This window comes from Ruegeria sp. YTSA064, assembly GCF_059610325.1.
This window is the reverse complement of record NZ_JBXWNK010000004.1, coordinates 73091-85618: the sequence shown is the minus strand read 5'-3', so window position 1 is coordinate 85618 and position 12528 is coordinate 73091. Positions and strand designations below refer to the sequence as shown.

The 12528-nt window shown below is 54.4% G+C and carries 15 protein-coding genes and 1 tRNA gene; 10 read left to right on the top strand and 6 right to left on the bottom strand.

What is annotated here, in order from left to right; all coding sequences use genetic code 11:
• Positions 1-9: 9 nt before the first annotated feature.
• From AC2FI7_RS07305 to AC2FI7_RS07290, 4 genes are read left to right on the top strand one after another with little or no spacing between them, the layout of a single operon-like run.
• On the top strand, positions 10-936 hold the full coding sequence (locus AC2FI7_RS07305; RefSeq protein ID WP_010442636.1) for a branched-chain amino acid ABC transporter permease: 927 nt from the start codon (positions 10-12) through the stop codon (positions 934-936).
• The gene (locus AC2FI7_RS07300) at positions 936-1877 is read left to right on the top strand and encodes a branched-chain amino acid ABC transporter permease (protein ID WP_010442635.1); all 942 of its coding nucleotides are present in this window, start codon (positions 936-938) and stop codon (positions 1875-1877) included. Before AC2FI7_RS07305 ends, AC2FI7_RS07300 begins: the two co-directional genes overlap by 1 nt.
• On the top strand, positions 1865-2596 hold the full coding sequence (locus tag AC2FI7_RS07295; protein ID WP_010442634.1) for an ABC transporter ATP-binding protein: 732 nt from the start codon (positions 1865-1867) through the stop codon (positions 2594-2596). Before AC2FI7_RS07300 ends, AC2FI7_RS07295 begins: the two co-directional genes overlap by 13 nt.
• Positions 2589-3284 carry an ABC transporter ATP-binding protein gene (locus AC2FI7_RS07290; protein WP_496815669.1) on the top strand — a complete coding sequence of 232 codons (696 nt, stop codon included), beginning with the start codon at positions 2589-2591 and terminating at the stop codon, positions 3282-3284. Before AC2FI7_RS07295 ends, AC2FI7_RS07290 begins: the two co-directional genes overlap by 8 nt.
• Positions 3285-3411: 127 nt before the next feature.
• On the opposite strand, the gene AC2FI7_RS07285 is transcribed toward AC2FI7_RS07290, so the two are convergent.
• From AC2FI7_RS07285 to AC2FI7_RS07265, 5 genes are read right to left on the bottom strand one after another with little or no spacing between them, the layout of a single operon-like run.
• Positions 3412-4890, bottom strand: coding sequence for an aldehyde dehydrogenase (locus tag AC2FI7_RS07285; RefSeq protein WP_010442632.1), 1479 nt, complete (start codon positions 4888-4890; stop codon positions 3412-3414).
• An 8-nt stretch (positions 4891-4898) separates the two neighbouring features.
• Positions 4899-5933, bottom strand: coding sequence for an LLM class flavin-dependent oxidoreductase (locus AC2FI7_RS07280; protein WP_010442631.1), 1035 nt, complete (start codon positions 5931-5933; stop codon positions 4899-4901).
• Between the two features lie 3 nt (positions 5934-5936).
• On the bottom strand, positions 5937-6860 hold the full coding sequence (locus tag AC2FI7_RS07275) for a flavin reductase family protein (protein ID WP_496815670.1): 924 nt from the start codon (positions 6858-6860) through the stop codon (positions 5937-5939).
• A complete protein-coding gene (locus tag AC2FI7_RS07270; RefSeq protein ID WP_319546718.1) occupies positions 6847-7635 on the bottom strand; it encodes an alpha/beta fold hydrolase in 789 nt (262 codons plus the stop codon). Before AC2FI7_RS07270 ends, AC2FI7_RS07275 begins: the two co-directional genes overlap by 14 nt.
• On the bottom strand, positions 7607-8206 hold the full coding sequence (locus tag AC2FI7_RS07265; RefSeq protein ID WP_319546719.1) for an amino acid synthesis family protein: 600 nt from the start codon (positions 8204-8206) through the stop codon (positions 7607-7609). The genes AC2FI7_RS07270 and AC2FI7_RS07265 overlap by 29 nt, the downstream gene beginning before the upstream one ends.
• 106 nt (positions 8207-8312) lie before the next feature.
• On the opposite strand from AC2FI7_RS07265, the gene AC2FI7_RS07260 reads away from it, so the two are divergent.
• Entirely contained in the window at positions 8313-9158 is an 846-nt protein-coding gene (locus AC2FI7_RS07260) for a LysR family transcriptional regulator (protein ID WP_496815671.1), read from the top strand.
• Positions 9159-9361: 203 nt separating this feature from the next.
• On the opposite strand, the gene AC2FI7_RS07255 is transcribed toward AC2FI7_RS07260, so the two are convergent.
• Positions 9362-9445: transfer RNA gene (locus tag AC2FI7_RS07255), tRNA-Tyr, on the bottom strand.
• Positions 9446-9561: 116 nt separating this feature from the next.
• Between AC2FI7_RS07255 and rlmB the strand changes: the two genes are divergently transcribed.
• The 5 genes from rlmB to AC2FI7_RS07230 all read left to right on the top strand — a co-directional run bounded on the left by rlmB (position 9562) and on the right by AC2FI7_RS07230 (position 12461).
• Positions 9562-10335, top strand: a complete 774-nt coding sequence (rlmB, locus tag AC2FI7_RS07250) for a 23S rRNA (guanosine(2251)-2'-O)-methyltransferase RlmB (protein WP_010442626.1) — start codon at positions 9562-9564, stop codon at positions 10333-10335.
• A gap of 12 nt (positions 10336-10347) precedes the next feature.
• Complete coding sequence (locus AC2FI7_RS07245; RefSeq protein ID WP_496815691.1) at positions 10348-10620, top strand: hypothetical protein; 273 nt, start codon at positions 10348-10350, stop codon at positions 10618-10620.
• 175 nt (positions 10621-10795) lie between these two features.
• The gene (locus tag AC2FI7_RS07240; RefSeq protein WP_010442624.1) at positions 10796-11167 is read left to right on the top strand and encodes a YHS domain-containing (seleno)protein; all 372 of its coding nucleotides are present in this window, start codon (positions 10796-10798) and stop codon (positions 11165-11167) included.
• 201 nt (positions 11168-11368) lie between these two features.
• Positions 11369-11839, top strand: coding sequence for a CoA-binding protein (locus tag AC2FI7_RS07235; RefSeq protein WP_010442623.1), 471 nt, complete (start codon positions 11369-11371; stop codon positions 11837-11839).
• A 148-nt stretch (positions 11840-11987) separates the two neighbouring features.
• Entirely contained in the window at positions 11988-12461 is a 474-nt protein-coding gene (locus tag AC2FI7_RS07230; protein WP_259462651.1) for a GFA family protein, read from the top strand.
• Positions 12462-12528: the final 67 nt, after the last annotated feature.

Below are 12528 nucleotides of genomic sequence, written 5' to 3'. Positions count from 1 at the left end.
AGACTGGGTATGGACTTCGGGCCTCACCTGATGCTCGCCTCCATCGAGGGGGCGGTCATTTCGGCTATTCTTGTGCTGACGGCAATGGGGCTCAGCATTGTGTTCGGCGTCATGCGCGTTGTGAATGTCGCCCATGGCGAGTTCTTCATGCTGGGTGCGGTATTTGCCTGGGCGGTAAGCACGTTGATCGGCGGCCATGCTGGTTTCGGTTTCGTGGCTGCCCTGCTTATAGTGCCGGTTTTGGTCGGCTGCATTGCGGCGGGGGTCGATCAGCTGATCCTAAAGCGGATCGACTATGACGTGGACCGGACCATCGTAGCCACGATTGGCGTACTTTATATTGTGCAGCAATCGACGCTGATGCTGTATGGACCCGAGGCGCGGCCCGTCGCGCCACCGTTCAACACTCGCTTGGCACTGCCCTGGTTCGAATTTGGTGCAGATGGATTCCAAATGATCTGGCCCTGGGGGCTAAGCGTGACGACCTACAAGCTGTTCGTGATAATAGCGGCGATTTCCGTGTTGGGGATGCTTTGGTTTGTGCTGACGCGCACCAAGATCGGATTGATCATGCGTGCAACGCAGCAGGATCGCGAGATGGCTCAGGCCTTTGGGGTGCCGGTCAATCGTGTGTACTCTTGGGTATTTGGCCTGGGTGCAGGGCTGGCAGCACTAGGTGCTGTGTTGGTGGTTCCAATTCAGCAGGCCCATTATCTGATGGGCGGAGATCCATTGTTGCTGGCGTTTATCGTGGTAATCATCGGCGGTCTCGGAAGTTTGCCCGGCACTGTGATTGCAGCGGTGCTGATCGGAATGAGCGACGGCATTATCTCGGTCTTTTTCTCGCCGACTCTGGCCAAAATCATCGCGACCTTCCTTGTCGCAATGGTGCTTGTGTTTAGGCCGCAAGGCTTGATGGGGCGGGTGGCGGCCTGATGACGGTGTCCAGAACAACCGCTTTGCATTTCGGCACCTTACTTGTGCTTATCGCATTGTTCTTCGTGCTGCCCGCCTATCACGTCGGAGCCTTCTCGCGAATCATGGTGCTTGCGATTTATGCCATCGGGTTCAATCTGCTGTTTGGCTATACCGGCCTGCTGAGCCTTGGCCACGCCATGTTCTTTGCCGCCGGAATGTACGGGTTTGGGCTGAGCATGAATTTCGGCGGACTGTCAGTGCTGCCAGCTTTTGCAGTTGGCGTCCTTGCTGCGGGATTGTTGGCGCTGGGCGTAGGCTTATTGGCGCTGCGTACCATCGGTGTCGCGTTCATGATCGTGACGCTGATGTTTGCTCAAACCTTCTATCTCGTGATCCTGTATTTCGGAGAATACACGCGCGGTGACGAAGGCTTCATCATTCAACAGGCCCAACGCAACCTCGCTGGGATTGACCTGACAACGGAAACGGCACGTTACTTCGCTGCATTTACCCTTTTCGCCATCTGCTTTCTCGCCATGGCGCGTTTGGTGCAAAGCCCATTTGGAAAGCGACTGGTTGCCATACGGGAAAACGAAGAGCGAGCCCGGATGTTGGGATATGACGTAGGGCGGCTGAAACTTGCTGCGCTGGTTGTATCTGGCCTGTTTTCAGGTGTCGCAGGCGCCGCCTACGCGATGCTGTTCGGCTATGTCGGTGCAAGCTTTGCCGCGGTGCATTATTCTATCTTCCCGCTACTGTGGGTCTTGCTGGGCGGGGCCGGAACCACGATCGGACCTCTCATCGGTGTCATCTTCATGTTCTATCTGATTGACATTTCCAGCAGTTTCACCAACGCATATATGCTTGTTGCCGGTGTTGCTTTGGTTCTGCTGACCCTGTTCGCCCCCCAAGGTATTGCGGGCACAATACGCAAGAGAGCTGTGTCATGGTTGCCGTAAATATCCTTGAGACCAAAGGCCTGACCAAGATCTATGGCGGGCTCCAGGCCAATACTGACATAGATTTCTCTCTGCGAAGGAATGCAATTACAGCGTTGATAGGGCCCAACGGCGCGGGTAAGTCGACATTTGTTGGAATGGTTAGCGGGCGGACTCCACCAACCCGCGGCAGCGTTTCATTCGAAGGCCGGGACATCAGCCAACTGCCCGCACATAAACGCATGCAACTCGGCATGGCCTATACGTTCCAAATCACTTCGATCTTTCCCGGACTGACGGTTGAAGACAACGTCGCCCTTGCTGCCGGCCGCAGGCTTGCGCATGACAAAGTAGCCCATGCTGAAAAGACGGCTACTGTGCTGGATAGAATTGGATTGAAGGATCGCGCTGGCCAGGTTGCTTCGGACCTCAGTTATGGCCATCAACGGGTTCTTGAAATTGCCATGGGACTGGCGCAGGATCCCAAACTTTTCATCCTTGACGAGCCGACCCAAGGTCTGGCCGAAGGTGAAGTTGAAGCGTTTGTGGCGCTCATGCGGACGATGGCCGAAGAAACTACGATCCTGCTGATCGAGCACAATATGCGGGTGGTCGCTGAAACCGCCGATCATGTTGCAGTGCTGGATCAGGGTCGCCTTTTGGCCTCGGGTAGCTTTGACGAAATTCGCGCGAACGCTGCCGTGCAATCCGCCTATTTGGGGGCGCCCGCCGATGTTTGAGGTCCAGAATATCCACACCGGCTATGGCAAGGTAAAAGTGCTGTTTGGCGTGTCGTTGACCGTCAGTGCAGGGGAAATTCATTGCCTGATGGGCCGCAACGGGGCGGGCAAAACGACATTGCTGAAAGCAATCATGGGGCAACTACCGCTGAGCCAAGGTGAGGTCATCTTGGATGGTGAACGCCTCAGCGGCCTGCCTGCACACCTCGTGCCACAACGCGGAATGGGCTATATCCCGCAGGGACGGCGGCTTTTTCCTGAGCTTACGGTTTCAGAGAACATCGAAATGGGCCTTTTGGCACGGGGTGAAGGTGCAGATACACGAGATTGGGTGCTTGAACTCTTTCCCCGGCTCAAGGAACGTCTGAGCCAAGTCGCTGGTACACTTTCAGGAGGCGAACAGCAGATGTTGGCCACAGCCCGAGCGTTATGCCTGCGCCCCAAGGTATTGCTTTTGGACGAACCGACCGAAGGCTTGCAGCCTTCAATGATCGAACAGATCCGGCAAGTCGTGGTTAAAATGAAAGCAGAAGGCTACGCTATCGTCCTTGTGGAACAGCGTATCGATGCGGTTTTGTCGATTGCTGACCGGATCTCCTTTATTGAAAACGGCCAAGATCGTGTGACTGTCCAACCCGCAGATGTCGCTGAAGATCAGACGATCCTTACACGTTACCTCGGTGTCTAACAGCATCGACCCAGATAAGCTTCTGTAGATTTTTCTGGATTTGGATCGAAATCATCGCTGTAAGCGGTGCCTATTCCGTCACCAATCCGTCAGAAGTTGGCTCAAAAAATTCCAGTTCATATAAATGTCAGCGCATGGTGAATGGATTGGCCATTGCCGCATCTGACGTATTGATCCAGGTGGTTTTGGTTCTCGTGTAGTCATAAACCACGTCAATCCCGGCCTCTCGCCCATAGCCGGACTGATTGAACCCACCAAATGGGGCAATGGGAGAGACTGCGCGATACGTGTTCACCCAGCAAATCCCTGCTTTGAGCCGTCCTGACACACGATGTGCACGGGCGACGTTTTGGGTGAATACCCCCGCGCCGAGCCCATATGGCGTTTCATTGGCGATTGCGATGGCTTCCTCTTCCGTATCAAACGGGATCAAGGACATAACCGGGCCAAACATCTCAACCTTCAGGGTCTCGATGTCGGTATTGGGGCATTCCACAAGCGTCGGCGCCATATAGTTGCCAGCGCGCTCCAACCTGCTTCCACCAAAACGGATTCGCGCGCCCGCGGAACGGGCGGCATTTAGCGCGGCCTCTATTTTCTGTATCTGCGCTGACGTACAAAGAGGTCCGATTTGCGTATCGGGCGCAAGAGGATCGCCGACAGTGACGCCCTCCATTTTGGATTCAATCAGAGATACGATCTTTTCAAATACCGGGCGGTGGACAAGCCCACGACTACCAGCCACACAGCTTTGCCCTGATGCGCCAAAATTCCCTGCAATCAATCCATTCGCGGCACCATCGAGATCAGCGTCATCAAAAACGACCATCGGGGATTTTCCCCCAAGCTCAAGCGAGGTAACCGCGAAATTTTCGGCCGAGTTGCGAACGACATGACGCGCGGTTTCCGGCCCGCCGGTAAAGGCAATACGGTCTACATCCGGATGGCGCGTCAAGGGTATGGCGCAGTTTTCGGCATCACCAGTGAGGACCGATACAACGCCAGGCGGAAACCCGGCTTCTTTAATGAGACGGGCAAATTCAAGCAGAGGCGCAGGAGCGATTTCTGAGGCTTTTAGTACAACTGCACAGCCCGCAGCCAGGGCCGGTCCCAACTTGGTTGCGGTCAGGAACATTTGTGCGTTCCAGGGGACGATCGCGACCACAACGCCGATCGGCTCGCGCTGGGTAAACGCATGCATGTCGGGTTTATCAATGGGCAGAACCGCACCTTCGATCTTGTCTGCCAGTCCCGCATAATAGCGATAGTAATCCCCGACATAGGCGGATTGCGCCGCAGTCTCAGCCAGCAGCTTGCCGCTGTCGGTAGTTTCGATGCGGCCGATCTGTTCGGCATGCTCCTCGATCAATTCTGCCAGACGATACAACAGCTTGCCACGCTGAGTTTGGGTCATGTCGCGCCATGCAGGGTCGTTGAGGGCCCGGCGAGCGGCACTGATCGCGCAATCAACATCGTCGGGTGCCGCACAGGCAAAGGTGGCCCAATGTGTTCCGGTGGCGGGGTTTTCCGAGGACATGGTTTGCCCTTGGGCACCGTCGGTAAATTCCCCGTCGATGAAAAGCTGGTAATGTGGTTTCTGGTCCATCTCTTCCCTCACTGGAATGCTGGCATGACGTCGTCGATAAAGCGGGCAAGCGAGGCGCGCTTACGCTCAAAACTCATGCCGCTGTCGATCCAGAATGAGAACTCATCATACCCTAAATCTTCGTAGCGTTTAATCTGATCAATCACCTCAGTTGCGGTTCCGACCGTCAGATCACGCCGCAGGTTTTCCGGGGCCATCAGCGTGTTGGCAGCGATTTCTTCTGCGGTCAGTTGTTGGATCAAACCCTGTTTCACTGGCCGCTTGTTCTGGAACCATGCACCAAAATAGCAATAAAACCGCGACAACTCTTGTGCAGCTAAATCTACATCGGCTGCATCTTTTCCGACATATGTGTGGTGCAAGAGCATGATTTTGGGGCGTGGCCCAGCATACCCTTCACAAGCGTCATTGAAACGGCCGACCAGACTCTCAATCTCTTCCATCCCTTGCCAGAGTGGGGTGACCTGGATGTTAAATCCGTTGTGAACGCCAAATTCATGGCTGTTGGGATCACGCGCGGCGATCCAGATCGGAGGCCCGTCTTTCTGAACAGGTTTCGGCGCAGAGGTCGTTGCGGGAAACTGAAAGAACTCTCCTTCATGTGCACAATCGCCAGCCCATAGTTTGGGGATCAGGGGCACCAATTCGCGCATGCGTTGCCCGGCCTCCCACGCGTCCATACCCGGCATGAGACGTTCGTATTCATAAGAGTAAGCACCGCGCGCGATGCCAAGCTCGATCCGGCCACCTGTAATCAGGTCCGCCGATGCAGCTTCGCCTGCCAGTTTGATGGGGTGCCAGAAAGGGGCGATGACTGTACCGGTCCCAAGTTTCACATGGTTGGTGTGATTGGCGAGGTTGACCAGTTCCAACAAAGGGTTAGGGGAAATGGTGAAATCCATTCCATGATGCTCACCCGTCCAGACCGCGCGCATTCTGGCGTCATCGGCCATTTTGCACAGCTCGATGAAATCGCTGTGAAGATTTTCCTGGCTTTGATCAGGGGTCATGCGTTCCATGTGCGCAAAAAGCGAAAAATCCATGGATCAGTTCCTTTCAATCAAGCTATGAACATCGCCGCGATCCGCATTGCCAAGGTAAAACCCAAAGCTGTTCGTGCGGGATTCGAGCGCATACCGCAGCATCATGTCGGCAATCGCGGAGGTCGTGTATGAGAGGGTCGGCAGGGTAGCGGTTGGGATGGGTTGCAACGAAGATTGTCCGGTTTGCACGCCACTTTGGGCCAGAAAGTAAACATGGTGGGTCTGGCTTTGCGCATCGTCATAGACAGAATAAACCGGGCCAAGCTCGACGGGGCTTCCCTGCAATGCGAGGGCGTCGGTCAGGTCCTGCCGCAGATTGCCATTGTCGCTTAGGCTGATCTGAGGCGGTCGGTATCCATCGTCAGTGAGTTCCAGCAAAACGCAGTCGTTTGAGTTAATAATTGCGCCACAAGTTGTTGTGCCACCATTCCGGTCCATCGCGGCGCGTTCGAGGCCAAGGCTGAAATACTGCCCGCCGGTATATCCAAGCCCAAGGGCGTCGGATTCAGTGAACGCTTGCACTTCTCCGATCAGGATTTGGTGGTCCCCTGCAGGCAAGGATTGCCATGTGCTGCAAGAAAACTGAGCAATAGCCCCATCGATCAACGGAATGCCGTTCAGATCGAGCGTATGGGGGACCGCGGCGAAACGATCTCCGGTGAAACTGGCGAATGTATTGGATACTTCTTGCTGCCCCTCGGCCAGAATACTAATGGCGAAGTGACTGCAGTTCGAGAACTGGTCAAAGGTCGACAGAAACCGACCCGGACAAACCAGAAGCAGAGGCGGGTCAAGCGAGACCGACGAAAAGGAATTGGCGGTGAAACCGCAAAGCGTTCCGTCATTTGCGCGGCAGGTCACCACGGTCACGCCGGTCATGAAACGGCCAAACGCGCTGCGTAGGGTGCGGGGATCAATCTCTGCCATGAGCTGACTTTCTAGCAAATTCCAGCAGCGCAGAATTGACTTCGGCTGCATGTGTCATGGGCATCATGTGCGCAGCACCTGTGATTATTTGGGCTTTTCCTTTCGGGGTAAGCGAGGCCATGGTTTCAGACATCTCGGGTGTCGAATTGGGTTCGGCGCTCCCCGTCAGGAAAAGTGCGGGGCAGGTCAGCGCAGAGAGCGTGTCGATATCTGGGCCATTTTCATGCGCAAATATGCTGTAGGCTCTGCGGTAGGCCATCGGGTCGACGTTTGTGAGCCAATTTCTGCAAACCTCTTTCTCGATGACATCTGCATCACCGAACCAACGGGCCAGGGTAGGCGTCGGGTCAGCGCCTGTTTCCGTGTCCAAAAGAGATGCGCGCGCTTTTACGGCTTTGGCGGCTGTATCACTTCGATTGAATATGGCATTCAGCGCCGCCACACCCAGCACCTTTCCCTTATGTCGCGCGGCCAAATCCAATGCGATCATGGCCCCCATGGAATGACCAATGACGATTGCCGGTGTATCCAGGCCGGATGCAATCGTATCTGTATAACTCCGGAGGTCTTGTGCTCCGGCTGGCAAGGCGCTCGCGCCATGGCCCGGCATGTCCACTGCGGTTACACGGAACATTGACGACAAGGTGTCCAGTTGCGCGTTCCACGCTTCGGCCCGAAGCCCGACACCATGTATCAACAGAACCGCAGGACCATCACCTTGGCGGATCGCGCGGAGACGTCCGAAATCAGACCGCGGCCGGGTTGTCCAGATCATGGCCCAAATCCTTCAAGTCCTGATAGCGATCTCCAATCCTATGATGGGGGCGTCCACCGGTAGCTGCTCCCAGCACCACCACGATCTCGTCATCCCGCGGAGCATCAGGGATCGAGAATTGGATGGTGAGGTAGTGTGATCGCCGGCCAGCATCGTTTTTGTCCATCAGTGGAACCATGATAGGTGCATTGGCCGTTCCGCGTGTATTGGTAAACGCCAGATAAGATTTCGCGCCGACCGCCTCACGATAAAAATTGCCGAAGCGCAGCGTATGAATCAGTCCCGAGGCATGCTCGACCTCGCCGTTCAGACCAACCACGGCGGCTTTGCCATAAGCTTCGATCGCATCTCCGCCGCCGGCCAGAGCGATCATCCGGTTGGTTATCATCTCTCCCAAAACAGGGCCATAAGCCTGTATTTCGGGTTTCAGGTCCTCAACAAACCGCCCTGCCCAAGGGTTTTTGACAACTGCGGCAACAGCGAACATGCGCCAAGGTTGTTGTGTTTCTTTGAAACCTTCGATGAGAACTTCTTCATCATAGGTCACGATCTTCCGTATCTCGGGGCGCATAAATTTCTCCTGTTCGCTACCCGAGAAATTCAGAGATTACACCGACTTTGACAAACGATTGATTTAAGGGCTTATGTATTAAAAAGACTAATGGCTTACTTGACCCATGAAAAAATCGCTGCCCCCGCTGACCTGGTTTCGCGCGTTCGAGGCCGCTGCGCGCCATCTGAGTTTTACCGCTGCCGGTGAAGAGATCGGCCTGACCCAATCTGCGGTCAGTCAACAGGTAAAATCCCTTGAAACACGGCTGCGTGCAGCTTTGTTTACGCGCCATGCGCGTGGATTGTCGCTGACCGACGAAGGGCGCAAACTGCTGCCTCAGGTCGGGGCGGCACTGGGGGTGTTGTCTGCAGCGACAGATACATTTGATACTGGGCCGTCAGAGAACCTTTTGACCATCGCGTCGTCAGTCAGTGTTGCCCAGTGGATTATCGCGCCAAACCTTGCTGAATTTCGGAAGAGGCATCCGAATACCCGCGTTCGTCTTCTAAGTGCGGTATGGCCGGACGAGTTCAGTTCTGCACGTGCAGATGTAGAAATCCGCTTCGGATCAGAAAAACAGGTAGGAAGAAATGCCAGATTGCTAACACCTAACCGGCTCATTGCCCTCAAATCACCCAGCCTTAAAGGTGGGGTAAGTGATTTGCCGTTGATCGAAGCGGTCGGCACATCCAGCGGATGGAAAGAATGGTCCGCAAAGGTTGAGCCTGTTCCGGAGCCTCAGATTTTTGCGGATTCGTACGGTGTGGCCTTGCACTTTGCTGCCCACGGCAATGGAATTGCGCTTGTGAGCGAACTTCTGATCAAACACGCGATCAATTCTGGTGTGCTTGAAAGGGCGCATCCGGCAACCGTCGAAAGTAACGAAGGATATTACCTGTCGAGCAACGAAGAGAATGAATTTGCAAGGCAATTTCAGGGCTGGCTATTGGAGCAATTACCACAACAATAAAGAGATCAATGTCTCGAAAACACTAATCTACGAGTGGTTTGCCCTATTTGATACCAGAGACAAATTTCCAGTTAATGGATGTGGGCCATTCGCATTAGTCTAGATTCCCACTTTGCAACAAACAAACAGTCGACCAAAGCGGGCGCAAAGCTTATTGGAACACCCTAAATGGCATTTACCGACCCAAAGACTGAGAAGCTGAATGGTGGGCGACCCTGGAATCGAACCAGGCGTGCGTCTCCGCGAGGGAGTTACAGTCCCCTGCCACACCTTGCGGCCTGTCGCCCACTGTCAGGCGTTGCACCTGACGTGGAGGCGTGATTACTAGCGCGTCTAAAGGGCGTCAACAGGAAAATACCGCTTTGACGCAGGAAACCGAATTCCCGGCCCGGAGGCCCGTAATATGAAGAAACCAAAGTGGGTCGTTGAGAAAGAACAGGCGCGAAAAGCTGCTGCTGCGGAAACCGTATGGCTGTTTGGATTACATGCTGTTCGTGATGCCTTGATGAACCCGAAACGGCAGAAGTTGCGTTTGATCGTGACCCGAAACGCCCGCGATAAGCTAGCGGAATCCATTGATTTTTCCGGGATTGAGGCCGAGGTAGTTGATCCACGGAAATTCACGGCTCCGATTGATCCGGGCTCTGTTCATCAGGGGGCTGCGCTTGAGGTCAAGCCACTGGACTGGGGTGGACTTGCCGAGAATTGTATCGGGCAGGAAAACCCGCGTGTGCTGCTTTTGGATCGGGTAACGGACCCACATAACGTTGGGGCGATTCTCCGTTCAGCGGAAGTATTTGGCGCAAGTGCAGTAATTGGCACGCGGCACCATTCGGCCCCTGAAACGGGCGCACTGGCAAAAACTGCCAGCGGTGCGTTGGAACGGCAACCGTATCTGCGTGTCCGTAACCTGGCTGACACGATCAATGCGCTGCAGGATATGGGCTTTCTGGTTCTGGGTTTGGATGGTGAGGCAGACGAAACTATCGAAACCGTATTGGAGGGCAAACGAGCGCAGCCAGTAGCGCTAGTATTGGGGGCCGAAGGACCGGGCCTGCGTCAAAAGACCAAAGAAACTGTGGACCAGCTGGTCAAGATTGACGCGGCGGGCGGATTTGGGTCACTCAATGTCTCAAATGCTGCCGCAATTGCACTATATGCGTCACAGCCGAGATGACAGGAGGTTCACATTTCCACGCCGCACAAAATCGCCACCTGCTGCTATTGTGGAACCCGCGCCGCGCTGGTTCTTAGGGGGAAACAGCAACATGAACTAAGTTGCTCAAGCTGTGGTGCGCCTTTGCATAACCTCAAGATGGTTCCAAAGGCCAAGCTTGTTGATCGTCCGGTCCAGAAATCCAGGCCAACCAATTACAATATAAAGAATAGGAAGAAGAAAAAGGGCCTGTTTTCGCGCGTATTGGACGAGGCCTGGGATGCTATTGAAGACGTTTTCGATTGAAGACCGCACGCGTGTTCACAAGGGCGTCATGGGGGTTTTCGTGACTAGATGAAATGTGCAACTTAAAACCCTCTCAAATTCAATCGATGAATCAGTGATGCTGTCCCGACGTTCCTTTTTGACCAGTCTCGCATGTCTTGCCGTAGCGCCTTCAGTAAGAGCGCAGGAAAAGCCAATGTTCTATTCGGACGGTGGATTGGCTGTTTCTGGTTATGATGCGGTCTCATACTTCAGGATCGGAACGCCTACGCTGGGGAAATCTGATTTTTCCCTGATGTGGAAGGGGGCCGTGTGGCAGTTCACATCGGAAGAAAATCGTGACAGATTCGAGCGCAACCCACGGGCTTTTGCTCCTCAGTTTGGTGGATATTGTGCGTATGCGATGGTGCAGGGGATGCTCAGCAGCACTGACCCGCAAGCATGGCAGATCGTTGACGGAAAGTTGTACTTGACCCATTCGGAAGCGATTGAGCGTATCTGGAAACAGAACGTGTCGCAGAACATTCGCGAGGCCGAGGGGCATTGGCCTCAAGTTCTGTATAACTGATCGGCAAATCTCCGCCAATTGTGACTTGTCATCACAAAAATGCGCGCCCCCTCTTTTTTTTCACAAACTTAGGCTTAAATGTCACAGTGACCGCGGAATGGAACTGCCGCGGGTCATTTCACTGTCCCTCGTTCCAACAACTGGCGCTCAGGCAAGACCTGAGCGCTTTTTTCTTTTTGGCATGGCGTCTAGGGTGCGATCATGCCTGATTACTCTGACCAGTTCCTGACCACAGTGTTGAAACGTACCAAGGTTGTTGCCGTTGTTGGCGTGTCGATGAATCCGGTAAGGCCCAGCTACTACGTTGCGCGTTACTTGTCGCTCAAAGGCTATACGGTGATTCCGGTGAACCCGGGGCATGCCGGTAAACCTCTCTTTGGTCAGACGGTCAGGGCGTCGTTATCCGAGATCTCTGAAGCGGTAGACATGGTTGATATTTTTCGACGCTCTGAAGCCGTTCCGCCTATCGTTGACGAGGCTTTGGCCGAGTTGCCGAATCTACGCACGATCTGGATGCAGATCGGCGTAGAGCATGCCGAGGCCGCCGCCAGAGCGCAGGCCCGCGATATTGACGTGGTCATGAACCGCTGCCCCAAAATCGAATATCAGCGCCTGTTTGGCGAGCTGCGGATGGGTGGGTTTGCAACGGGCGTCATTTCGTCCAAACTCTAAGCAATTCATGGCTATAGCGCTTTCACAGCAATATCGCGCTATGATTGGATTGCCAGTCGGTCTTGGTTGAGTGCCGCCTTGGTGCAATCCGCTGATTCCCAGCCTCCCGAAATTGAACCTGTCTGATCCCTGCGGAGGGGCTTGTGAAATGGAAAGTGAGCTAAGAACAATGTCAATTCCAGAACCACCATTTGAAGGTGCTTGCTTATGTGGTGCGGTGCGCGTTCGTGTGACGGCATCCCCCCTGTTAACCGTTGCGTGCCACTGCCGTGATTGCCAAAAATTCAGTGCGAGCGCTTTTTCTCTTACCACCATGTTCCCAAGCGATAGTTTCTCCTATGACGGCGAACTGGTTCTGGGTGGTCTTAGATCGGTCGAACGCGCGCATTATTTCTGCAAATCGTGTCTGAACTTCATCTACTCTCAGCTCAAAGGAGCACCGGAACGGGTCAACCTGCGGACGTCGATCTTAGATCAAGCAGCTTCATTCGAGCCATTTCTCGAAGTGATGACAGAGGCGAAGATGCCTTGGGTGGATGTTCCTGCTGTTCGCAGCTACTCCCGATTTCCGGAAACACCGGAAGAGCTGCAATCGCTAATGCGCGACTATTCAAAACGCTGAATCCCGGTGGAGACAGACTGAACTGTCACGGGCTTTCGAGGTCGAACACATCGGAGCCTGATGATGC

Excerpts from the sequence above, each read along its gene's own strand:
- AC2FI7_RS07305 (WP_010442636.1), top strand. The coding sequence starts at position 10 with ATGGACTTCGGGCCTCACCTGATGCTCGCCTCCATCGAGGGGGCGGTC.
- AC2FI7_RS07300 (WP_010442635.1), top strand. The coding sequence starts at position 936 with ATGACGGTGTCCAGAACAACCGCTTTGCATTTCGGCACCTTACTTGTG.
- AC2FI7_RS07295 (WP_010442634.1), top strand. The coding sequence starts at position 1,865 with ATGGTTGCCGTAAATATCCTTGAGACCAAAGGCCTGACCAAGATCTAT.
- AC2FI7_RS07290 (WP_496815669.1), top strand. The coding sequence starts at position 2,589 with ATGTTTGAGGTCCAGAATATCCACACCGGCTATGGCAAGGTAAAAGTG.
- AC2FI7_RS07285 (WP_010442632.1), bottom strand. The coding sequence starts at position 4,890 with ATGGACCAGAAACCACATTACCAGCTTTTCATCGACGGGGAATTTACC.
- AC2FI7_RS07280 (WP_010442631.1), bottom strand. The coding sequence starts at position 5,933 with ATGGATTTTTCGCTTTTTGCGCACATGGAACGCATGACCCCTGATCAA.
- AC2FI7_RS07275 (WP_496815670.1), bottom strand. The coding sequence starts at position 6,860 with ATGGCAGAGATTGATCCCCGCACCCTACGCAGCGCGTTTGGCCGTTTC.
- AC2FI7_RS07270 (WP_319546718.1), bottom strand. The coding sequence starts at position 7,635 with ATGATCTGGACAACCCGGCCGCGGTCTGATTTCGGACGTCTCCGCGCG.
- AC2FI7_RS07265 (WP_319546719.1), bottom strand. The coding sequence starts at position 8,206 with ATGCGCCCCGAGATACGGAAGATCGTGACCTATGATGAAGAAGTTCTC.
- AC2FI7_RS07260 (WP_496815671.1), top strand. The coding sequence starts at position 8,313 with ATGAAAAAATCGCTGCCCCCGCTGACCTGGTTTCGCGCGTTCGAGGCC.
- rlmB (WP_010442626.1), top strand. The coding sequence starts at position 9,562 with ATGAAGAAACCAAAGTGGGTCGTTGAGAAAGAACAGGCGCGAAAAGCT.
- AC2FI7_RS07240 (WP_010442624.1), top strand. The coding sequence starts at position 10,796 with ATGTTCTATTCGGACGGTGGATTGGCTGTTTCTGGTTATGATGCGGTC.
- AC2FI7_RS07235 (WP_010442623.1), top strand. The coding sequence starts at position 11,369 with ATGCCTGATTACTCTGACCAGTTCCTGACCACAGTGTTGAAACGTACC.
- AC2FI7_RS07230 (WP_259462651.1), top strand. The coding sequence starts at position 11,988 with ATGGAAAGTGAGCTAAGAACAATGTCAATTCCAGAACCACCATTTGAA.